The sequence below is a fragment of the Leptolyngbya sp. FACHB-60 genome (assembly GCF_014695775.1).
Taxonomy (GTDB): domain Bacteria; phylum Cyanobacteriota; class Cyanobacteriia; order Phormidesmidales; family Phormidesmidaceae; genus Nodosilinea.
The window spans coordinates 1-23,633 of the sequence record NZ_JACJOX010000077.1; the positions used below are offsets into that span (position 1 = coordinate 1).

The following is a 23,633-nucleotide window of genomic DNA, read 5'->3' on the forward strand; positions in this document are numbered from 1 at the left end:
CGCCTCCAGGGCTTGGGGCATCAACTCTGGAAACTTATCCGCTAAGGCCGAGAGGACCCGGGCTCGAGACTGCTCATCCCCCATCGCTTGGGCCGCCTCCAGGGCTTGGGGCAACAGGAAATCTGGCAACTTATCGGCTAAGGCCGAGAGTACCTTGGCTCGATACTGCTCATCCCCAATCGCTTGGGCCGCCTCGAGGGCTTGGGGCAACAGGAAATCTGGCAACTTATCGGCTAAGACCGAGAGGGCCTGGGCTCGAGACCTCTCATCTCCAATCGCTTGGGCCGCCTCCAGGGCTTGGGGCATCAACTCTGGAAACTTATCCGCTAAGGCCGAGAGTACCTTGGCTCGATACTGCTCATCCCCAATCGCTTGGGCCGCCTCCAGGGCTTGGGGCATCAACTCTGGAAACTTATCCACTAAGGCCGAGAGTACCTGGGCCCGAGACTGTTCATTCCCCATCGCTTGGGCCGCCTCCAGGGCTTGGGGCATCAACTCTGGAAACTTATCCGCTAAAGCCAAGAGGGCCTGGGCTCGATACGGCTCATCCCCCATCGCTTGGGCCGCCTCCAGGGCTCGGGGCAACAGGAAATCTGGCAACTTATCGGCTAAGGCCGAGAGGGCATAGGCTCGATACTGCTCATCCCCCATCGCTTGGGCCGCCTCCAGGGCTCGGGGCAACAGGAAATCTGGCAACTTATCGGCTAAGGCCGAGAGGGCATAGGCTCGAGACTGCTCATCCCCCATCGCTTGGGCCGCCTCCAGGGCTCGGGGCAACAGGAAATCTGGCAACTTATCGGCTAAGGCCGAGAGGGCCTCGGCTCGAGACTGCTCATCCCCAATCGCTTGGGCCGCCTCCAGGGCTTGGGGCATCAACTCTGGAAACTTATCGGCTAAAGCCGAGAGAGCCTCGGCTCGGTACGGCTCACCCCCAATCGCTTGGGCCGCCTCCAGGGCTTGGGGCATCAACTCTGGAAACTTATCGGCTAAAGCCGAGAGGGCCTCGGCTCGAGACTGCTCATCCCCAATCGCTTGGGCCGCCTCCAGGGCTTGGGGCAACAGGAAATCTGGCAACTTATCGGCTAAGGCCGAGAGTACCTCGGCTCGAGACCAATCACCCCCCATCGCTTGGGCCGCCTCCAGGGCTTGGGGCAACAGGAAATCTGGCAACTTATCGGCTAAGACCGAGAGGGCCTCGGCTCGAGACTGCTCATCCCCAATCGCTTGGGCCGCCTCCAGGGCTTGGGGCATCAACTCTGGAAACTTATCCGCTAAAGCCGAGAGGGCCTCGGCTCGAGACCAATCACCCCCCATCGCTTGGGCCGCCTCCAGGGCTTGGGGCAACAGGAAATCTGGCAACTTATCGGCTAAGGCCGAGAGTACCTTGGCTCGAGACTGCTCATCCCCAATCGCTTGGGCCGCCTCCAGGGCTTGGGGCATCAACTCTGGAAACTTATCCGCTAAGGCAGAGAGTACCTTGGCTCGAGACTGCTCATCCCCAATCGCTTGGGCCGCCTCCAGGGCTTGGGGCATCACCTCTGGAAACTTATCGGCTAAGGCCGAGAGGGCCTCGGCTCGAGACCTCTCATCTCCAATCGCTTGGGCCGCCTCCAGGGCTTGGGGCATCACCTCTGGCAACTTATCCGCTAAGGCTGAGAGGGCCTGGGCTCGAGACCTCTCATCTCCAATCGCTTGGGCCGCCTCCAGGGCTCGGGGCATCACCTCTGGAAACTTATCCGCTAAGGCAGAGAGGGCCTTAGCTCGAGACCAATCACCCCCAATCGCTTGGGCCGCCTCCAGGGCTTGGGGCATCACCTCTGGAAACTTATCCGCTAAGGCAGAGAGGGCATAGGCTCGAGCCCAATCACCCCCATTCGCTTGGGCCGCCTCCAGAGCTTGGGGCATCACCTCTGGAAACTTATCCGCTAAAGCCGAGAGGGCATAGGCTCGAGCCCAATCAGTTTCAACCGATTGGGCCACGTCCAGGGCTTGGGGCAACAGGGAATCTGGCAACTTACCCGCTAAGGCCGAGAGGGCCTCGGCTCGAAACGAATCATCCCCAATCGCTTGGGCCGCGTCTAGGGCTTCGCCCAAAGCTTCTTGACACAATTGCGAGGGCAAAAGGTTAGCCAGAGCATTTAAGTTATTTGCCTTTTTTTTAGGGTCAGTTAACTGTCGTGCATAGGTGAGCCCCTGTTCTGGAGTCCAGAACTCTGCTCTCACTAGGGCGACTAAGAGGGATCCTGGAATATCAGACAAGCTATTCAACGAAGCAATGACTAAGGCATAGCGGCATTGCCAAACGATACTCTCGGGGCTCAAGTCTTTGTCTGCGGCCTGATCTGCCAACGTCCAGGCTTTACTAACATCATTGATAAACCCGGCAGTCTGCCCCAGCCGCTCACGGGCTGAATACCAGCCATTTTTGCCAGTCTCGTTGGTTTCACCCAGTAAGGCATGAATCTCATCGATCTGATCCGCCTGCTCTAGATGCCACACTAAATGTCGATGGATATAGCCATCAGCAGGCTGGGTCGGCAGTGTGTGCCATTGCCCAACCGTTTCTTGCTGCTGAGCGTAGCGGCTAAGCAATTGAGCATGAGCATCCTTGAACTTTAACCCCAGTCCGGGCGGAAGCAGAGCGTTAGCATTCTCTTTGGGTGCAGCCTGCACTAAAAGCCGAGCCAACGTATGCAATAAGTCATGAAGACGATAGGTCTGGTGCTGGCTCGGCGTTAGTAACCCTTTCTTGCGTAGCAAGATCAGCGTCTCATCGGATTGCCATTCTTTAGCATTCCATAGCGTTGTTACCATCTGCGGGGTAATGCTGGTATCTTCTGGCAACACCCCTAGCCAGATAAATCGTTCATAGGCCGTTGGGTCAGCCTCCCTCAATGCATCAATACTAAGGTTGAGCGAGGCTAGCAAATTAGACCGTTTCAGCTCTTCTACATTCGGATCATCCAGTTCACTACCAATTTCTTTTAGCGCCTTCAGCCGACTGTTTTCATCGGCTAGTTGAGCTATAACCCTCTCGAAGCTAGCTTTACCCCTGATTTGCCAACGATCTCTAATTAACCCAGCCGCTAATTCAAGGGCTAAGGGTAAACCTCCTAGACGATCTGCTAAGGCTGTTGCCAGCTCACGATTAGCGCCAAGCACATCACAATCTGGCAAGAGTATGTCTAATAACTCTAGCGATTTTGCCTGATCCATCACCTTTAGATGAAACGGCACGCCGCGCTTTTGCGCAATTCCGTCATCCCGAGTGGTGATTAAAGCCTTACACTTAGGCCCACCTACTGCAAACAAGTTGGCATCACTCGTGCGCCATACATCATCAATCACTAATAAGGCTTGCTTCTCCTCTAGCAAGCTATTTAGGCGCTGTGAGGCTGTTTTCAAATCCTGAGTTGAGTATTGATAGTCTCCTAAAGCTTCCAGCCAAGATTTCAAGAGTGCTCCCAGATTGGGTTCTCGACCTAATGACACCCAAAAAATACCATCAGCAAAGTAATCTTGAATATCTTTCTCATGAACCATTGCCAGGGCTAGCGTGGTCTTACCAATCCCCCCTAACCCCTGGATGGCACTTGTTACTATTGTCCGTTGATATTCAGGAATGGAATTAAGTAATTGGGCTTTAAGAGGGCGGGTCACCTCTGGTCTATCAACATATTTATCAGGGAGCTCTGGCACCTGAAAGTGCTTGGTTAACTCAGGCCGATTGTAGTGATGATGAATAATATCCCCTAAATAGGCATCTCCCCCAACAGTGCCAATTGTTTTATTGTAGTTACCTGTGTTCTCTTGGTGAATCTCTGTTTTTGTAGTAATGATCTCAGGTGGTGAAGAGGCTGTCTTAGTTTGATTTTTTTGCCCTTGCTTCTCTCGATATCGCGCCAAATCGACCGAATACTTCCAGCGATGCTGCACATCTTCTGGATGTCGTGCATCAATATCGACTCTACACAGCACCGATAATTGTGGAGATAAAAGCACCCTAAGCAGTCTACTTATTAACTGCTCTTTTTCCACTTTGCTCTTAGGCAAAAGCGGTGTCTCCAGAAAAATTTCTAATACTGATTTTTCTTTTCGCTTTATGATTACCTGACATCCTGGTATCGCAGTCGCTTTTGCCAGATGTGCTTGTAATAATTGCAGAGGAGAAGGCGGGGAAGATGTCATTAACTCTTAACTAGCTTAAATGCCTTATCGAGAGAGGTTTAGAGATGTGCATCACCATGGACAACACCAATGACTTTGTTATGGTCGCCTTTGGTTTGTTGAGTAATGGTGTTAGTAATAACCTGTGAAACCATTTCCTCATCTTCACTCATCATTTCTTGGATCTCTGCTGCCAGAGTCTTATCTTCGGCTAAGAGCTGTTTAAGTTGAGAAATAAGAAGTTTTTGAGCCTCGCTATTATCCGGAGTTTGGGCTAGCTGCTCAGCAGCACCCTTAGCCATTGGTTTTGAAATTACTTTAGGCTGCAACTTAGACCATAACGCTTTAGCCTTTTCATAGGCTTGAGTGCCTAGAGTCGTTCCCATTGTCTCACTGAAGTGTTTACTGGCCGTATCTGCAACAGCCGATCCTGTCTTGAGCAGGTAGGGCAGAAAAGGGACCAAAAAAGCAGTTAGAGTTGCAGGATCCACTGAAATTGTCTCCAAATATACAGCAAGGTGTCATATTCCTTGTAAACAACCCCGGATATCGGGCTTGACGTTTACAAGAGCTATTCTATTTAACAACACAGGAATTCAAGTTCCGGATCTAGCGCTCTCTTTTTAAAGTTTGGCATGGGTGCATTCCATTGGGTGCAAATGAGTATAAGCACTCAGATGTCAAGCCCTGCCAGATAAGCGCTTCTAGGGTTTGTCTCAAGTCAAGACTTAAAAAACTGAGATGCACCCCGTCTGGAAAAAGGGGATCGTGCTTGGAATCCAGAATCATTTGTGCTTTTCAAACTTGATGTTGATTAGCATTCCCAGTCCATTCACTCCGTAGACTATTGGCCATAGTCTTGTGGACCTTCCACGTGGCTCTAACAACGCGACATTAGGTAGCGTTATTGCTCCATGATTTCGCTAGGCGCTGGAGGGCAAGCTGGGCTTTCTCTCTGGCCACCCATAAGGAGGAGAGGGAGCGCACTTGGCGTGATCGCGCCAATCGATCGGTAAAGAGCATAGGAGATGGACTGTGGCGATCGCGCTTAAATATGGTCTTTTAGCGCACTTTCTACCCGCTCACCGAAGAGCCACATGCCTTTTCTAACCACTTGAAATTAGCGCTCCGCCGTAGAGAGTCTTAGTTCGTGGAGAGAGAGCGGGGCTATCGAGCAGCTCATGCGCAACGACGCCATAGTGCAAGGTATAGCGATAAACATCCCTTTTGATGGTGTAGTGAGCACGCAGTATATAGAGCGATATAGGAAGCGTAATGCTTCCACATCGAGCGTTTGAGCCTCCCCTATGGCACCTATGCCTATCGCTAACCATCATGCAAGAAGCGACCGATTAGGATAAAACGCCTGGGCTAAGCCATATCTACCGGCAAGATTCGTTACGTAATCATGAAGCGCCATTGAAAGTGCCGCAGAAGCAGAAGAAGCGGGCACTCTAAGCGCAAATCCACCTATGCCTTATGAAAGAGCTGCTCCTAGTTCCGGTAATCCCATTGTTCTTACAACAGTAAACCAGCAGCTCATCAAGGCTACGGGCACTGACTGCGACCCATCATATCCCAACGTCTGCATTCCCTCACCACCACCAGATCTCGACTGCCCTGACATCACCCACCGCAACTTCACTGTTACAGGCGATGACCCACATGGCTTTGATGGCGATGCCGACGGTCTTGGCTGTGAGGCCCGATGATGATGAAAGATAAACCACGTATTCGATGGAAGCGCCTCGCCTGGTGCGTTGCTCCTGTAGCCGCTTTTGTTAGCGGCTTCATGCTCTACGTTCAACTTACTACTAAAGGAACAGCATCAGCACGGTGCGTGATTATTCGTGCTGATCAGACGATCGTTAAAGGAACGGGAGCTGAGTGCTGGAAAGTACAGCCCGAGAACCAAGTAGTGAGATTTAAGCAGTAAGGTAATGAGCATTCAGGATCAGAACATTGTCCTTATATAAACAAGAAACAATTTACTTTCCTCAAACACGTTCACTACTTAGAAATAATTAACGCTTATGATCAACATCTTTTAGAATGTCTCCACCCTTATTTGATTAAGGTTCATTGGATATCCAGCTACTAGGGATAAGAGCATTTCCATCGCGCCATCGCTCTACTATAGCTTCCTGGTACCAATCCTCCGCAATATCAGCATGCTCTGTGATAATGATTTGAAAATCGGGATGAAGTTCGTTCACAACATCACGTATAAGTTCAAACATTCTTAGAACTGCTAACCTGTCTTCACTCTCAATATTTCTCAGCGAGCTTTCAACCTCTTCCTCGGCAGGATAATACACCTGCGAAGGTTGATCTAAAAATAGAAAACGTGGAACCGGCCTCGACTTACGGACAAACCACGAGTGCAAAGCAAGATGAGCTATGAGATGACAGCCTAACCAATTAGCACCGCTCCCCATACGGTCCATCCGTATAGGTCCAGTAGCTACATCTGCAATTATCTGTAAATGACGAAGGTCCAAGCGGAATGGGTTTCCTCGATGCTCAAGCACAAGTCGCTCGGCCCATTCAGTTAGAGATCGAGCAATAAAGGACAGAATGGAATCTAGTCTCTCTTGAATCATCTCATCACTAAGATCTCTTTCCAACAGCTCAATGTCCTGCTGAAGTTGGGCGAGTTCGTTTCGAAGCTCAGAGTTATCAGCAACCTGCGGAAGGGTTTCAAGAAACAAACTTATCCGCCCAAGCACATAAGCTCGGCGAGAAGCTCCATCGCGTAGTTGCATTAACCTATCATCATTGCGTTGTAAGGCTTCGAGAGCATTTCGATTTTCCTGCCAACGTCCCTTTGTGTCGCTAATCCGCTGCTCTTGCTCAATTATTAATGCTGCTAAGCCTGGCGTATGCCTTGTAACGCGGGCGAGTTGTTCCGATGCTCGATCCAGCTCTACTGATAACGTTTCGGTTGATGGAAGGAGCTCTGTTGTAGGCTGATCACACAGGGGACAGCACGGCGTGTCTGAATTATTCGTGAAAAGATTTAGGCTTCTTAGCCTCGAGACCTGCTCAGTAATTTCTCGGGTGTAACCATTCTCTTCAGAAAGCAGTGCTTTCATAGCACTGAGTTCGTCTTGAGACCGAGTTAGTAGCTGGCGCAAACTGGCTCGCTCATCGTTTAGTCTTGTAAGCTCTTCTTGATCCGAACTTTGCTCGTAGCGGATGAGTTGCTCCTCGGGTGAAGCAGTTGCCGCTCTTTGTAGCGTTTCAACAGCTGACGCCCAGGAATCTGGTGCCAAATCTGGCTCCAAAAGCCCTGCGGCTCGTCCCTCTGTAAGTAGGTTTGCCGCTTCACTGAGCCCGCCATCAGCCACAGCTTCTAATCGAGATAAAGTGCGCTCTTTATCTCTCTGTTGTTGGCGCAGCGCTCTTAGTCGCGCCTTATTAGCAACGTAGTCGTCATCTACAGCTCCTAAAAAGTAGGGCAATGTATCTTTGATCGCCTGTGCCGTCCAATTATCGCCCTGATTGTGAAACAAAAAGCCTGGCTGACTAATCTCATTTTGAGGCTGAAATGAGAACGCGAGCGCGTGTCGAAGCGTTGCAGTAATTGGTGACCGAGTCTGTCCCTCGGGAGGCTCATGAATGCTGAGTGCAAGACCAGTGACATTTTTAATTCTTGCAACAACAGTATCAATATTAGTCGTAACAGAGATTTCGTTTATAGCAGGAATAGTTATCGCTGAACCTACCAAATAGTAGACGCCCGAGTTGCTAGCTCGGCCAGTATCCGGTGCGCGTCGCGCAATGAAATGCTCTGCGGAACCATCTGTGATTCGCAACGCATACCAAAGCACGCTGTTCCGAATGATTCCTTCAGGAACATTGCATGATGAACTTCCGAGACAATAGTCTACAACATGAATAAGAGCCGTTTTACCAGTTTCTGAATCACCCGTAATAATATTCATTCTCCCAGGGCGAAGCGATAAGACACGCCGCTCACCGCGTCTGGAATATAGGACAATATCAAGTATCTGAATACTCAAGGTGCAACCCCCCAGAGAGCCATAACAGTCACATAGTCACCGTTGGAAGCAAACCATTTACCAACGAACTTAGCTTTCAACATGCAGGTTCTCACTTCATCCGAAGATTGGGCTAAAAAGCGCGTCATTGTTCGAGGTCGAGGGGCCGCGATAATGAAAGAATTGGAAACCTCAATTATTTGACCGTTAGCACCAAATAATACCCCTTCTTTGAGAAGTGGTACCAATGATATTGCCCGTTCAGTAAAGCGAACATGAACGTGTGGATTCTCTCCAATCCAAGCTGCTAGAGATGTGCTGATTGATCGTGGTAAATTTTCTCGCGTGACCTTGTGAAGGATTACTGGCATAGCAACAAACAGCAATGGGTATGGCATTCCTTGTTCGTTAACACTTCCATACCCATCAGCACATGCCCAAATAAGTGAAGCAAGAAATGCTGGATTTAGAAGTCGCGCTTGTTCAATTGGTCTCTCTGGCCACAAAGAAGTACTCATAAGACCCCTTGTGGTTCAAGAACCCGTTGCAGGCGGTGCATGAACTCGGGATGCCATCCAACCCGAAGACTGTCAGCTAAGATATGAAATGAACCTCTTGTCATACTTGGATGCTGCACCTGGGGGCGAATGGGGAAAGAACTATCTTCGACCCAAGCATATATTTTCCTAGCTGCCTCGCGCTTAGCATCCTCAGCAGCAGCTTCACCTAGCTCATCAGAAAGTCGGTCAAATTGTAGCTCCCATTCTTCACGCAAGAGTTGTTCGTAATCGTCCAGCTCTCCAATAAGGAGCAGATCCTCACGTACCCATCGAGACCGTTGCTCAAAGGCACGATAGTAATCCCTTATAGCAGCGAAGATGCGCTTGGTTCCAATGCCAGTAAGCTTTACCTGCTGCACAAAAACAGCGCTCTCATAGATCTCGGCGTCAACCTCGGCATCGAGAATATCCCGATCCACTGGAAGAGAATCCTCCTTAAACTGATCTCGAAGGCTGTCGATTTTACTTTCTATTTCAGCACTGAGGATCGGAGAAGTATTTGGAGAAATTAGTTGTTCAACAACTCTCTTGTACCACCATCCCTCAAGCCTTGAGAGGAAGGAATCAAGATGATTGCGACGAACTGCATGGCGGGCCTCAACACGGAGTGATTCATGAACATCAGCAATATCGGGAGTATTAGGAAATATGACTATTGAGCTAGCAAGTGCTGCATGTTCCTTAGGTGAGAGGTTTCTAAAAAGATTATATGCAGGTTCATTTGTCTGATTAGTAGATGTAGCCGCTGTTTCTTGTAACCGCTTAACCGCCTCAGCTTCATTGCGCTCATTCAACATTAAATAGCTGGCCGTAGAGCCACTGCTAACACTACTCGTAGTAATCAAGTACAAATGTGAATCTAAGGGTATATCACCATTTGCTCGACCCGCCATCCAAATGCGTAAGCTCTTCCAAAGATCGGGGCTTGCATTAGTCAAGTTTCCTAAATGCTCACGATGGTGCTTCAGTTGCAACAACTCTAGGGGAGAACCATCATTATCAAACACAACGTCGTCAAGAGTCTCAAGATAAACGGCAAACACCGCATCCTTTGAAAGGCGTTGAAGAGATGACAATAGAGCTAAGCGAGCTTGGTAAAAATATCCAAGCGCGGCGTCGGTAGCAGAGAAATCCACCGTATTTTGCAAGTCGTCAGTCACCTGAGTCTCCCTGCGGTGCAGACAACTCTAGAATTTGGCAAGCGCTTGTACAGTGTTTCATCTATCTCATCGCCTGTTCAGATGTCTTCTGACAAAGAGAAGGGAAGCATTCCTACGTAAGCCAAAGTTCTATCTCCCCACATATGTTTTATAGAACCCAATTAGGAATAGGGTTTAACATTTTGTACCAGATGGACCTAGAGACGAATTCGTTCAATCTCATCGAGCGAAATTGTATCCTCTCGCCGGTCATACAGCGCTGTCGTCCGGATATCTTCATGCGCTGCGATCTTCTGGGCATTATCGCGACTACCGCCATTGCGTAAGAAGTTCGTTATACCACTCGCACGAAACGTGTGATTACACGCATCGGTACTGACACCAGCAGCAAGCGCCCTGCGCTTAACCATCGCCCAGGCTTCCTGGCGCTGTAACCGAACACCAGTAAGCGTTCGAGAGCGGCGAGGTGCGGTCTGGAAGAGGGGAGTAGTCTTCTCGTCCCGGAGATGTGCCTCATCCATATAGAGGTCGAGGTACTCTTCAGCGGTATGGTGCACCGGCACTTCATGATACTTGCCACCTTTTTCGTGGAGCCGGAACCAGTACCGTTTGCCCTTTGAGAAGTAGTCACCAACATTCATCCCAAGCACCGCACCGATGCGAGCAAAGCTAAAAAACATCGCCGCAATCAGTGCCCGATCGCGCAGGCCCACAATGTGGTCGGTGTCAATACTTGAGAGGAGTTCCTTCATCTCGTCATCGCTGAGCACCGGCGTCTTACCACGCTTCACTCGATGCTTCACCCCACGCACTTCTCCAGCTGGGTTCTCAGGCACGACACTACCAGTAACCAGCCACCGGAAGAGCGAGCGAATGGCAGAGAGATGCTGATTCCTCGTTTGCGCAGACCCTGGATGAATCTCCACGTACTGCGCAACGATGATCGAATTCACCTGGTAGAGTTCGAGTCCGGGATAACACTCCTCAAGCCAATCAAAGAAACGGGTAAGGGCTCGGTAGTACGCCAGCCGGGTGTTCGGGTTTCGGATCCCAGCCGTGAAAAATTCAAGGTAACGGTAAGTAGTTCGCTCACCGGCCCGGCCCAAGATCGCTGGCAAGAGAAATTCACTGCCCAAAAGTACAGGCGAACTACTCGGGGGTCGAATGAGGTTACTCAAAATGGATCCTCTAACGCATTGAGATCACGTGTATTAGTCAGCGCTTATTCTATGACATAAAAAGGAATTATGTAATAGAAAAGCTATGGATAGGAGGGTTGGATCCAAAATAATTATTTGAGATTATTGGATCCGTTTTGCATAGGCAGTATGAAGCCTAGTCTCCTGCTATAGTCTTCTTCATGCCGAAAGAGTCCCCCCTCTCGTTAGATAGCAACTACACTGCTTTTCTTGATGGATTAAAGCGGCGCATTCGCACAGCGCAAGTCAAAGCAGCCCTCGCTGTTAACCAAGAACTCATCCTTCTCTACTGGCATATTGGGCAAGAGATCATAGCCAAGCAGAAGCAGGCAAGCTGGGGCAGTAAGGTCATTGACCATTTAGCTCGGGACTTAAAGCGCGAATTCCCAGATATCAAGGGCTTCTCTCGCTCAAATCTCAAATCAATGCGGGTGTTTGCCGAGGCCTACACCGAGGAGCAAATTGGCCAACAGGCTGTTGGCCAAATTCCGTGGAGCCACAACATCCGCATTATAGAGAAGGTAAAAAATCCGGAGGCACGGCTCTGGTACGTCCAGCAAACTGTTGAAAACGGTTGGAGCAGAAACATCCTTGAGATGCAGATCGAAAGCGGCCTCTTTGAACGAACAGGTAGTGCTGTCACCAACTTCGAGCGAGCGCTCCCTGCCCCTCAATCTGACCTCGCACAGCAGCTCCTCAAAGACCCGTACAACTTTGATTTCCTCACCCTCAGCAAAGATGCACAAGAGCGAGAACTTGAGCGTGGACTCGTTGATCACATCCGCGATTTTCTTCTCGAACTCGGTATGGGCTTTGCCTTCCTAGGCAGTCAGTATCCCCTTGTGGTGAGTGATAAAGAGTATCGCCTCGATCTCCTCTTCTACCATGTAAAGCTCCACTGCTATGTGGTGCTGGATCTTAAGATGGGCGAGTTCGAACCGCAGCACTCAGGCCAAATGAGCTTTTACGTTGCTGCGGTCGATAACCTCATGCGCACCGAACGTGATGCCTCTACGATCGGCATTATTCTCTGTCGAAGCAAAGACAAAACCATTGTGGAATATGCGCTCCAGGGAACCCAACAGCCGATAGGAGTTTCAACCTTTCAAACCCAGGGCCAACTTCCCCCAGATATTCAGAGCAGCCTGCCTACGGTGGAACAGTTTGAGATAGAACTGAGCACTGCTATCGAAGAGATAGAGGACGAGCAATCTCCCGACGATTAGCCCATTTTTCTAATTGGCCAACAGGCTGTTGGCCAATTAACGCTTATTCTCACCCATCCGGCACTCGTACCAGTGGTGCGAGTATTACGCGCGTACCCTCTACTTGCTGCTCACCAATCGACAATACCTCCTGGCCCATTTTTCATCATGACTGTTACAACAGTGGGGGTTGGAGGCGTATTCTCAGACCACAGATCCCAACCGTAGGGCAATTCACTTTCGATAATCTCTATCTGTAGCAGAGCCATTCATTTATGGGCGACGTAACTATCTGGGGCATACATGCGGGGAAAACTGGTGATGCAGACACCCTGTTTCTCAAGAAAAAGTTCGTGGCCGTTGGCTGGTCAAAAGTAGGTGATCTCACTTCTCTTCCTCCAGACCGAGAAGCGTTTAAGGCCCGCGTTGCGGAAACCTACCCCGAGAAAAAGCCTGGTGCGATTCCCAATAATGCAGGCCAGCTCCTCCGCTTCGTCCATGAGATAAAGCTGGGTGACCTCATCATTTACCCTTCAAAGCGCGATCGCGAAATTCACATCGGCGAAGTTACAGGCCCGTATCAATACGACCCGACTATCGAGCCTGGATACCCTCACCTTCACGAGGTGAAGTGGTTAAAAAGCGTTCCTCGCACCCGCTTCTCCCAAGGAGCTCTCTACGAAATAGGCTCAGCAATGAGCTTATTCCAGGTAAAGTCCTACGCAGAGGAGTTTATCTCAGCCATTCAAGGTGCTCCAGCACCACAAGCAGGCACTGACGATGAAACCGTTCCGATCGTTGCTGATGAAATCGAGCAAACTACCCGCGACTTCATTTTGAAGCAGCTAGCCCAAGAATTAAAGGGCCATGACTTTGCCGACTTCGTTGCCCACTTACTTGGCACCATGGGGTACCGCACTCGTGTAAGCCCACCCGGCCCCGATGGCGGCGTCGATATCATAGCCCATAAAGATGAACTAGGCTTCGAGCCACCCATCATCAAAGTGCAGGTCAAGAGCAATGAGGGAAGCATCGGGAACCCCATTGCCTCTGCTCTGTACGGCAACGTCGGCCCCGGCGAGTTTGGCCTCATCGTCACATTGGGCACCTTTACTAAGCAGGCGGTGTCCTTTGCCCTCGGCAAGAGTAACCTCCGCCTCATCGATGGCAACGAGTTAGTGGAACTTGTGCTCCAACACTACGAGCAATTCGATTCGCGGTATAAGGGACTCCTGCCGCTAAAGAGAGTCTACGTGCCAGAGGTGCTGCAACGATCTGATGAATAGTGGCCCGATACAGCACTCCCTCGACAGAATAGGTAACAAACGAGCACGCGCATGAGTCAACTGGAACATATCGAAGCCATCGAGAGACGCCTGGGCAGAGCCTTGGCAGAAGTAGCCCTGGCAGCACCCTCGATAGTTACTGGATCACCACGAAAAACCGACCGCTCCTTCCCCAACATGTCCGAGTCCGTTTAGACACCGCGAAAGCCTCTACCCAGTGTGCTCCGTGGTACTCGGTTGATTCCCACCGCACGCCAGGATCATGAGAGGAATAGATCTCCCCTCGCAGAGTATCTGCTATTGCCGCTTCCTGATCGGTGTTTACAACCTGCCAATGTACATCAAAGCTGTTGACTGACAGGGAAAGTCCATTTTCCTGAAATGCTTCAAACCGAATCCATCGATCTTTTTCCAGCACATCCCCAGAGCGAAGAAGCCTCAGGTCATCGTTGCGCCGTCTTCCAGAAACCTCTGTAACTCGCAACGCCACATTAAGTTGATTCTCAACCCGCCAAGGAAGTCGCTCTACATAAGGCAACCTCGGCGAAATTAGCCCATCTAAGATGCCACTCCCATGATAAATTACTGCGGCTACTACATCACGACTTTGAAATGTCTGTAGTAGTAAGGCCCTTGAAAAGGTAGCACTTGCAATCACTTCACCTTTAGCAAAGTCATCACCAAATACTCGTCTCCATTTCCGAATACTTTCGTTCTCATCCTCTTCATCGTAGGCATCATCTACCCACTCCCGGTACCGGTGAATACAGTCTCTAAAGTTATCGTATTTCGCCTGATCCCAGTGACGGTTAAAGGTTTCGGTGGACAACACTGGGTTCTCGACTAGAGACATTTCTTCGTTCTCTTGAAGAAAGTTATCCAGCCGATCTACCAATGTCTTTAGAGACGTAGGCAAATCTGGGTAATAGAAAGCCCGATTATAGGAATCGAGACCCTTAACCATATTTCCTACAAGGGTAGTCAACAGAATTGACTTAACGCCAAACCTACCTTTGATATCTCGAAGGTATTTCAGTAGCCGCACTGAGTGAATGAGCATGTTGTTTCCCGTCCACTCATTTCTCTGCGCAAACCATGCAGAGTATGCTTCAGGTGCTGCATCCTCGAATTCATTGTCGTTGCGATTGCAAACCTCAAACGTCTGACTGTAGTAATCCGTAGTAACACATGGAACGACATCCAGGTGAAAGTCGCCTGCATAGTCGAGCACAACGCAGCGGTTTCCACGAGCTGCCTTATCTGCGTAGACTCCAGAGGATTTAAACAGAGTATACAGATTGTTCACATAGTCCTGTGGCTGCCAGTCAGGATGACGTTCCACAAACATCACCAGATCGGCATCAAACTCTTTGTCAGGCTGCGGCTTGATAATTGTCTGATGTGCCCATGACCCTTGAGGCGAAAATCTGATAATTGTTGCCTCATAGCTACTGGGCTCAAGGAATTCCTGAATGGCCTTGACGTGGTCTTCCAGTCTACCTATCCGGGTCTGATTGAGGTTTACGACATCCTCTAGGAAAGTCTCAAATTGCTCAGTTAGTTTCATGACTAATTCTCAGGAAGTGTGTACAGGGGTTCAAAGGACTCAGCAAGTTCAGTAAAGAAAACTTTCTCCAAACTTGGGAACCTCTCTCGTGCATGAGAAAAGCCAAGGCCCTTCAGATCTTTAATTGCAGACACTCCATCCATGGAGTAGATTCCTGATGGGACTGCCTGATTGACTCTAAATATAGCTTCTCGCTCATGTTCATGTCCGGTGAGAAGCTTAGCGATTCCCATAGCCCCATGAGACTGGCCACTCATAAATAAGGAAACGAGTTTTGTTCCAAGAGAGCCGATACCCGCTGCTTTTGGTAATGTGTAGACCTCATCCAAACACCCTAAGCTCAATACAGAGATTTGGTCTCCAGGCCAGTTGAGAACTCCAACAGCTTCAGTAACCCCAACAGCAATAGGATTGTTAGCCCAAATTCCTCCGTCAATAAGACCAACACTCTCTTGTGTGATGTGTTGCTGAAAGTAAGTAGGAGCTGCTGAGGTAGCAAGAGCTGCATCCACAACGAGAGATTTATAATCTGTCTTAAACCGTGGGTGATGGGGTGTCTTGTAGATATAGACACTCTGCGCAATCGGATTCCACGCAGGGATGACTAACCGATGCTTAGCCTCACCTAAACGCTTCTCCCCAAAAAGTTCAATGAGGATTGCGCGGAGGCTATCTGAGCTATACTTTCGCTGATAGAGCCAGCGTATAGCACGCAGCTTATTGTTGAGAAGATTTTGGAGTGGGGTCTGATGTTGTCCAAAAATTTCTGGGCCTCGCCTTTCATAAAGGTCTAGGATATCAGCTGCTCGTAGCCCCATCCCAAGGCCAAGAGCAATAATACCTCCAGTAGAGGTACCCGTAATCAAGTCAAAGTATTCGCCAATGGGTCTATCGAGCTGGCTTTCAATTCCAGCAAGAAAAGCAGCAGGGAATGTTCCTAGTATTCCTCCACCATCTACCGATAAAATACGTCTTTTTCTTTGATCAACTATGCCATCTTTCATTCATATTACCTGGATTTATAGCTCTCTCAATTTCAAATGAGGCAGAGCTATACCAACAAATCCAGTATATTTCTTAAAAACTTATGCTGTCACAGCTAAACGGCTATCGTATGCTCCATTTAGCGTAGGTCTTACTTAGTAGGAACCTGTGTAAACCTGATGACTAACTTTTTCCAAGTGTTCACAGGCGACATACCGCTTAACATTTCCGTTCAACGTGAGCGGACCCTCTTCAGAAATAAAGACAACGCCGCCCTATGGTTACCTTTATTCCGCCGAAAACTACTCACATCGGCGGAAAGTCATACCCAGGCTCATCGCTATCGGCCTCACCAAGTTCCACACTTTCAGAGACATCGTCATCATCTTCCACCCAAATAAGTGGATACGCTGCCGGAGGCCCCTCCTCACCACTACTCATACTCGTCGCACCATCCTCCGCACCCCCTCCTTCTCCGTCAAACGCCCAGTCCCCCGACGTTGCCCAGTTAGAAGGAATACGCTCTACAGGCACTTCTTTTGACTGCTGTGCAGGAAAGATGAGAAACCGCTCACCGTAGAGCTGGTGCCGCATCCACCCGACCCACAAAGACGACAGTGTATGCTCCCAGAGCATCCCGACCTCCGTATCGAGGTCAACCGACATATAAGAACCGGGGAGCCCGACACCTGGCTTCTGCATCTGCTTCCCAGACAGATCACTGGGGAGCGTCAAGGGCTCGGTCTTTTCGTCCCACTGGTGAGAGATCGATATACTCCGATCACTCCCATTCACCGATCGGCTTTGCCGATACCGCTCAAGTTGCTGCTGCCCAATCGCGTCGGAGACCTTCTTCGCAGAATCAGCATCCATCCTGAAGAATCCACAATGCCCGAACTGGCCAATAATCTGGCTTGCTAGCTCTCGCCCATACAACTCTTCAATTCCAAGCCATGATTGAAAGCCCCACACAACAACCGCTCCCTTGGAGCGCCCAAACACAAGGAGGTTTTCAAGCTTCGGCAAACGCCCCACCATAAATGCTTCATCAAAAACTACCCAAGTTCTACGCTTCACTGAATCCCGCTGGCCTTCAATCTCCTGAACCACACGCGCAAAAATGAGCTGATACATTGCCTGCATCACGACATCGTTTCGGTTCGCGCGCCCGAGGATAAGCACATAGTTGTCGCGGCCTCGGTTGTTCGCCCATGCCCGGAGGCTTATAGCGCCGTTTTTCTCCCCAAGTTTCCGCCATGCCGCAGCAACCGTGGCAAGCCTTCCTAAGTAGGTAAACGCCGTCGCTCTTACATCGTGGCCGCTCTTTGATTCAATACCTTCACGCATCTCAAAATAGAGCCCCATGAGATTACGCCCTGCAGGCGTCCGCGCTAACAGTCCTTTAAGCTTCTCCTGATCGCGCATCGTGCTCACCACATCGAACAGATCCCATGTCTCCTCGTTGGTAAGGAAGGTCATGGCAATCCCAACAAAAAGCTCTTGTGCTGCCATAGGGAAAAAAGGCTGTGCATCTTTGCGAAGCGGTAGAAGTATCTCCGCCATCTCGCGAGCCCCGGCTTCATCTTCACAATCAGCCTGGATGTCCCAAGCCACTGACCGCATATCAAAGGGGTTAAAAAGCTTCCACGGCACATCCATTCGAGTCACGAAGGAAGTGGCCACCCCTTTATGGTCGTACACTAGCGCTCGGTGATCAGGCTCTCTCCCAACAGCAGGAAGCACGTTCCACAGAAGCACATCAATACTGAACGACTTCCCTGCCCCCGTACGCCCGATGAAGAGAAAGTGTTGGGTAGCTCTTGCTACTGCGAGATATACGCCACCCAAAAAGGGGCTAAACCGCTCCCTCTTCTGAAGGAGCCGCCGCACTTTGGAGAAACCAATCTTGTGACTTCCCCGAAGATGAAACTCCCTTGATGGCTGCTCAGGCACCCGCACTACCATTGGCCCCAAAAAACCAAACACTCCCCCTGCGCCAAAAATGATACCGACTAACACCGCTAATCGCGGCGCATCAGACAACTGAGACAACGCGAGCCGATACACAAGAACACCGCCCACAATGGGAAGTACCCAGAAGAGCATCGCCAAAGCACCTGCCCCAATGCAAAGTAAGAGCCAAGATCCGAGCCCTTTACCTTCCCCTCGAATCCGCACCAAGGTGAGGCTGTACCCCACGACCGAAAGCACCCACAGGGCATACCCTCCGTAAATAAAGAACGGAATAATCCCCCCTTCAGTCATCCACTCAAACCCAAGGAATGTGAGTCCCTTAGTTACAAGCAATGCTGCCGGATGAATTCCCTGCCAAAGAACACGACCAACCAATCCATAGAGAGCAAACGAAACGCACGACCAAATAATCTTGTTCATCACTTTCTCCGATGGGGGTACTCGGTTCCTACTTTCTCGGCGATTGCATTCCGGTACATCACCACGAGCGATTCCTGAAGCACGAGCGAAATCCCAAATCCAAAAAAGCCTCCGAGTGCCCAGCTTAAGAATGAAGACGTTCCTACCTGATGAAGAAAGATGCTGTACGAAAAGTAGACACAGAGTGGAATGGATATAACGCCAAGCCCAAACAGGATGGTCCACTTCACCACACACACCACAATCCAGATGTGGCGGATGGACTTATCAATGTCGAGTTGAAAGAACATACCCCCGAGGTAGTGGTTGTAGAGCTGTAAGGCGAGCACACTCGCAAACACACTCAGAAACCAAACAATGGAAGTAGGGAGTGAATCGGAGAGGTAGTAATCTGCTATTCGATATCCTCCCACTGCAATTGGAATGAGGCCCACAAGGGCAATCATTTTCAGAAGCCAAATAACACCATGCCGCATGATAGTTACCGCCTAGAGTTCTAAAGATTGTTCGTGCCTTCGCTGTGTTTTTCTTTCATTAAGAACAGAGGTCGCAAGCTGCTTCTCCCGCCCCTGACTTGCTGCTGTACGGAAATGCTGGTAGGTCGATTTATCAACGTAAAACTTGGTCTTTTCCTTTGCCCGTGTCGCCTGCACATAGACCAGCTGAAGCTCCTGCATCAGGCTCTCTACAAGCACATAAGCATTGCGCTTAATCGTCATCCCTTGGGCCTTGTGGGTCGTAATGGCATACCCAAGCTTTAAGCCCTTGTACCGATTTGCATTCACTTCAACGGTCTTGCCACTATCAAGCTTGATGGTGAATTTTCGATCGAGAGGGTTAATCTTTTTCACCGTTCCCAGGTCGCCGTTAAACACCCCGTCCCGGTACGAGTTCTCAGTAAAGAGCACTCGTTCACCAACATGGAACCGCTCTTTTCCTACACGAAGAAATCCCAATCCGAGCTCAAAGTTCCGAAATCGTTCCTGTTGTGCCCTACGATTTAGCGTGGTCACTTGCTCATTGGTCGCTGCAATCATGAGGTGATCGCGCGGGTTTCGCCGTGCCTCCATTGCCCAGTCAGCGATTAGAGACTCAATTGCTTTCATCCGGTTTTGCCGAACAACAACCATGCCCCTTGCCTCGTACTGCTCAAGCGCTGCCTCGGCATGCCCCGTGCGGAAAAGGTCAACGGACTCACGGGTCCACTCCTCTACTTGCCGACGGTTTTCCCGTAATTCTGCTGCACCGAAACGATCCTGAAACGCTGGAAATGGCCCCCCTGCGTCGATAGGTTGGAGCTGCTTAGGGTCACCAACAAGCACAAGCTTTGCCCCTGCACGATGCACGTGGGAAACAAGCTGTGCCATTTGCCGAGTGCCCACCATTCCTGCCTCATCGATGAGGAGGATAGTGCGACTATCAAGCGAAATTCCCTTTTCTCCCTTTGAATTAGGAGAGACAGTCTGGTTCCCTCGCTGTATCTCTTTCAAAAGTTTTGCAATCGACATGGAGCGCTCAATACGAGCACCTTCCTTAAGCCCTCCCGCAGCCTTTGCTGCAACTGCTGCTCCGATAACGCGGTACCCTTCTTTCTCCCACACCATTCGCGCAGCGTTGAGCATAAACGTCTTTCCCGCCCCAGCAGCGCCAACAACAAGCGCTAGTCCCTGGGGAGTCTCGGTAATGTGGCGCAGCGCTCGCTCCTGCTCATCACTGAGGCCCCGAGGCTCTGTACTTGCCCGATTGCGGCCACTAACTTCTTGAGCAATAGACGCAACCACACGATCGACTACTCGCGGATTCGCACTGTGAGTGTGATTTGCTTGTAACGCTTCTGCTTTATCGAGCAGCTCTCGTTCAACTTTAAGTACATCCTCAGTCGTGTAGAGTTCTTGACTCCCCCGAGTGAGTGCGACTACTCCTGTTGATCGAAGAAACTCTCCCACTGCCGTAAGGATTGCATCTGCACCAATGCCCAGCACCTGCACTTCTTCTGCAACTCGCCGCACAAGCTGTGGTTCAGAAAAATAACTTTCATGGGCAAGCAGACTTTTCCGCTCACCTTCACTATTATCCCAACGGGTCAGGTCCCCAATGACAGTGGAAAGCGTTTGCTTATCCTCCTCAACTGTTCGTTGATATCGCTCGTAGTGAGGTGCTAATTGGGCCGGGTCATATCCAAGTTCGCGGCACACCTCGTGCCAAGCTCTGTGAAGAGCATCACGTGCAACAAGGGTTTTCTTCTTCCTCGTTCGTACCGCCTCTACCGCTGCAAGCTTGGCATCAACGACCGTCCCGTGTTCCCGTGAAAAGTCGCTGATACCGAGTGCATGAAGTATCTCCTTACGGCGTGTCGAGAACCGCTCAATTAGATCTGATGGAACCCCATCCACCTCAAACCAGCTCCGCTTCCGAATGAGTTTGAGTCCTAATCGCGTACGTAATTGGTGCGCAAGCTCAGCACGAAACAGTGCGCCTCCTGCCATCTTTCGTTCAAAGAATGGCTTTGTTTCAAGCGCCCAGGTCTTCCCATCGTCACGCACTCCAACATTGAGCACCGTGGCGTGGAAGTGAAGATTAGGGTCTTGGGCACGGCTTGTCCCATGTTCCCAGATGGCAGCAACAATGCTTGCCTTCTCTTTGATAACACCGCCCTTACCACGACGAATAAAGGCAGAGTCCTCTAGGTATTCAAGCGCCCGCTTCGTTGCGCATAGTCCTCCATCGCGAATCTCTTGCCGGTGCCATTGGGATCCAAGACCCCACAGAATGCTGGCACTCTTTGGGAGGCTAAAGACGAGATCAACACCTGACCGGTGGTTCTTCTTTCCTGCGTTACTGACAAGTTTTCTCTCTCCATCAGGAGAGAATCCTCGAAACAGATTCCTAAACTGCTCCTTATCAACAACCCCCGATATGCCAAAGTGAGCCAGACCTCGGCCATGCCAGATACCCGGTGGCTCTCCCCCTGCAAGGTAGTAGTCTTCCTGGGCCAGTAGGCAATAGTAGTTCTCCTGACCTGCCGTCATGGAACTGACTGTAAGCATAAAATTCACCGACTGCTGAGATGCACAATCAGTGAGGAGAAACCCTTAAAGCCGCTAGGTAATAGGCATATTTCGCGCGACCCACTCCCGTGCCAATTCGACATATTCCCGCTTAAGGCGTGTGGTCACCTCAGGGTCAGTCTCACTGTCGATCCGTTTCGGTATACCTGCTACTGACGCAAGCACCCCTTCAGTTGCTCGGTTAAGATTTCGGCCGATCTGAAGGAGAAGACTTTCAAGCTCGTGCACTTCTTCGCGCAGGGCTGTTAATTCAGGAGTGTTGCTTGCGCCCGATGAAACACTCTCAAGCGTGTCTAGTACCAGGTCTTTTGCATAAAGGTTAACGCTGTAGTTTCTTCGGCCTCGCGCCCGCGCTTCGGCGAGTTCTCTGAGGCGCTCATACTGTTCGCGGGAGACGCGAAAGCTAATAGCGGGGGTTTTATCCTCACTTGCCATTGAATGTAGCACCTTCAAAAAGAGCATTTGTACCTGTTTACATGCGTAAACCCGCACGCTCCGGAGGTCTCCAGATTTGTAGACACTACGCTGTAAACACAGTGTAGACAGCCTTCAATTCCTTATTTTGCAAGGGTTTTAGCCTTCTCCCAAAGGCACCTACTGGGTGCGTCAGGTGTGGTGGGCTCTCTTCGAGAGCCCGCCTCCGAAATTTGGAGGGGTATGGATTACATCGATGGAATGCGCTTCGGCGGATGGCTAGGGGCAGTTGCAGGGCTAGGGATTGTCGTTGTGGGGTCGCCGTTGATTCAGGCTGTACGGAGCTTTGCTGGGCGGTGCTGGGGCAGCAAGCGGGAGACGCTTGCGCTTACTGATGCAGTAAATCGACTTGCGGGCGAAGTGCGCGAGCTTGGCAAGGCATCACGACGTACTGACTGGGCAGAAACTGCGCCGCACGTTGAAGCCTCGCCACCAACCCGCGCGCGCCCACAACAAAGGCAGCAGGTAAACGGCGGCGGAGGCGTTGCGCACTAGGAAAGGCTCGCACCCTGCATGAAGGGTTTTCCATCGCTGTGGATAACCCGCGGCCCCCTCAACGGGCCAAGGCGGGTTATCCATCGGTGTGGAAAACCCGTTTCCCAAGCAATGACAACAAACGATTGAAAGAGAGTACACACATGGAAAACGGAACAGCAACAACAACCATCAAGGAATCAGACCTGCGGGGATTTACCGGTACGGAGCAGTACCATCCACTCCCCTTTTCACCACACTACTTCCTCACTGATGGGGTGGCCTTTCTAGTGAAAGAAGGGGGCGGCTTATGGCTTATCGCTCACATTGTCGCGTGTCAACTTCACCCGCTTATCGCGGGGAATCCCGACCTCCAGCACATGCAGTTCTGGCGGGTTTCTCTCGACGACGATTCAAGTGGGTTAGTGGAATGCTTGCGTGACGCAAACGAGCCTATTCTTTCCCACCGGGTAAGCTGCGCGGGGTTCACCTTAAAGAAAGTAACGCTGTACCTCCAGCGCGGCGTGGTCATGCTTCCGTCCGAGTATTAATCGGCAGATGGGGAGGCTACACCATGAACTACTTTTTAGGAATTTCACAGGTCGAAGAAATCAAGCAGCGATATCGAAGGCTCGCCTTTAGTCTCCACCCTGATCGGGGTGGAACCACAGAGGCGATGCAGGAACTAAATCAGCAGTACCACCAAGCGCTCAAAGGTTGCCACGGTGCTACGTCAAGGGGAAGCGATGGCGAGGATCATACCTACCGCTACGACCACAATTTAGAACAAGCGGTGATCGATAAACTCGGCGAGCTTATCGCGCTTGGGCTGCCCAGTGTGCGCATCATGCTTGTGGGTACCTGGGTATGGGTAGATGGTGAAACAAGACCCGTGAAGGACCAGCTAAAGGCCGTGGGGCTTCGCTGGCACTCAACCCGAGAGAAGTGGTTCTGGCACGCTGGCGAGTACCGAAGGGGCCGCAGTGGTGCCAACTTTGGCACCATCGCAGCAAAATACGGCTATCAAGAGTTTGAAGGAGAAAAACGGCAACGAATTGCAAAAACGGCTTGAGCTTTTTATGTCAGCTTGC

The 23,633-nt window shown here is 50.6% G+C and carries 17 protein-coding genes; 5 read left to right on the forward strand and 12 right to left on the reverse strand.

The features are described from left to right. Positions 1-2,895, reverse strand: a 2,895-nt coding sequence (locus H6F57_RS26160; RefSeq protein WP_242043005.1) for a hypothetical protein, incomplete at its 3' end; no start/stop codon positions are given. 1,331 nt (positions 2,896-4,226) lie between these two features. Beyond that, positions 4,227-4,658, reverse strand: coding sequence for a hypothetical protein (locus tag H6F57_RS26165; protein ID WP_190632162.1), 432 nt, complete (start codon positions 4,656-4,658; stop codon positions 4,227-4,229). 981 nt (positions 4,659-5,639) lie between these two features. On the opposite strand from H6F57_RS26165, the gene H6F57_RS27240 reads away from it, so the two are divergent. Further along, positions 5,640-5,879, forward strand: a complete 240-nt coding sequence (locus H6F57_RS27240) for a hypothetical protein (RefSeq protein ID WP_199290057.1) — start codon at positions 5,640-5,642, stop codon at positions 5,877-5,879. A 360-nt stretch (positions 5,880-6,239) separates the two neighbouring features. Here the strand turns inward: H6F57_RS27240 and H6F57_RS26175 are convergent, their stop codons facing one another. The 4 genes from H6F57_RS26175 to H6F57_RS26190 form a co-directional block, all read right to left on the reverse strand. Further along, positions 6,240-8,114, reverse strand: a complete 1,875-nt coding sequence (locus H6F57_RS26175; RefSeq protein WP_199290058.1) for a DUF3732 domain-containing protein — start codon at positions 8,112-8,114, stop codon at positions 6,240-6,242. A gap of 74 nt (positions 8,115-8,188) precedes the next feature. Continuing rightward, on the reverse strand, positions 8,189-8,689 hold the full coding sequence (locus tag H6F57_RS26180) for a three component ABC system middle component (RefSeq protein WP_190632164.1): 501 nt from the start codon (positions 8,687-8,689) through the stop codon (positions 8,189-8,191). Then, entirely contained in the window at positions 8,686-9,891 is a 1,206-nt protein-coding gene (locus H6F57_RS26185) for an ABC-three component system protein (RefSeq protein ID WP_190632165.1), read from the reverse strand. Before H6F57_RS26185 ends, H6F57_RS26180 begins: the two co-directional genes overlap by 4 nt. Before the next feature lie 197 nt (positions 9,892-10,088). Beyond that, positions 10,089-11,069, reverse strand: a complete 981-nt coding sequence (locus tag H6F57_RS26190; protein WP_199290059.1) for a tyrosine-type recombinase/integrase — start codon at positions 11,067-11,069, stop codon at positions 10,089-10,091. 182 nt (positions 11,070-11,251) lie between these two features. Between H6F57_RS26190 and H6F57_RS26195 the strand changes: the two genes are divergently transcribed. Further along, positions 11,252-12,316 (forward strand): PDDEXK nuclease domain-containing protein, encoded by a 1,065-nt coding sequence (locus tag H6F57_RS26195; RefSeq protein ID WP_190632167.1) that lies wholly within the window; start codon positions 11,252-11,254, stop codon positions 12,314-12,316. 254 nt (positions 12,317-12,570) lie between these two features. Beyond that, on the forward strand, positions 12,571-13,581 hold the full coding sequence (locus H6F57_RS26200) for a restriction endonuclease (protein WP_190632170.1): 1,011 nt from the start codon (positions 12,571-12,573) through the stop codon (positions 13,579-13,581). Positions 13,582-13,717: 136 nt separating this feature from the next. On the opposite strand, the gene H6F57_RS26205 is transcribed toward H6F57_RS26200, so the two are convergent. The 6 genes from H6F57_RS26205 to H6F57_RS26230 all read right to left on the reverse strand — a co-directional run bounded on the left by H6F57_RS26205 (position 13,718) and on the right by H6F57_RS26230 (position 22,056). Next, positions 13,718-15,148: a cyclic GMP-AMP synthase DncV-like nucleotidyltransferase gene (locus H6F57_RS26205; RefSeq protein ID WP_190632171.1), complete on the reverse strand. Its 1,431-nt coding sequence runs from the start codon at positions 15,146-15,148 to the stop codon at positions 13,718-13,720. A 2-nt stretch (positions 15,149-15,150) separates the two neighbouring features. Beyond that, positions 15,151-16,152 carry a CBASS cGAMP-activated phospholipase gene (locus tag H6F57_RS26210; RefSeq protein ID WP_190632173.1) on the reverse strand — a complete coding sequence of 334 codons (1,002 nt, stop codon included), beginning with the start codon at positions 16,150-16,152 and terminating at the stop codon, positions 15,151-15,153. A 286-nt stretch (positions 16,153-16,438) separates the two neighbouring features. After that, on the reverse strand, positions 16,439-18,526 hold the full coding sequence (locus H6F57_RS26215) for a type IV secretion system DNA-binding domain-containing protein (RefSeq protein ID WP_190632175.1): 2,088 nt from the start codon (positions 18,524-18,526) through the stop codon (positions 16,439-16,441). Next, on the reverse strand, positions 18,526-19,002 hold the full coding sequence (locus H6F57_RS26220) for a hypothetical protein (RefSeq protein ID WP_190632177.1): 477 nt from the start codon (positions 19,000-19,002) through the stop codon (positions 18,526-18,528). Before H6F57_RS26220 ends, H6F57_RS26215 begins: the two co-directional genes overlap by 1 nt. 12 nt (positions 19,003-19,014) lie before the next feature. Beyond that, on the reverse strand, positions 19,015-21,573 hold the full coding sequence (mobF, locus tag H6F57_RS26225; protein WP_277874309.1) for a MobF family relaxase: 2,559 nt from the start codon (positions 21,571-21,573) through the stop codon (positions 19,015-19,017). A 54-nt stretch (positions 21,574-21,627) separates the two neighbouring features. Further along, positions 21,628-22,056, reverse strand: a complete 429-nt coding sequence (locus tag H6F57_RS26230; RefSeq protein ID WP_190632181.1) for a hypothetical protein — start codon at positions 22,054-22,056, stop codon at positions 21,628-21,630. Positions 22,057-22,601: 545 nt separating this feature from the next. Here H6F57_RS26230 and H6F57_RS26235 point away from each other — a divergent pair. Both H6F57_RS26235 and H6F57_RS26240 read left to right on the forward strand, forming a co-directional pair. Next, a complete protein-coding gene (locus H6F57_RS26235; RefSeq protein ID WP_190632183.1) occupies positions 22,602-23,093 on the forward strand; it encodes a DUF6876 family protein in 492 nt (163 codons plus the stop codon). Positions 23,094-23,116: 23 nt separating this feature from the next. Continuing rightward, complete coding sequence (locus tag H6F57_RS26240; protein WP_190632185.1) at positions 23,117-23,614, forward strand: J domain-containing protein; 498 nt, start codon at positions 23,117-23,119, stop codon at positions 23,612-23,614. Positions 23,615-23,633: the final 19 nt, after the last annotated feature.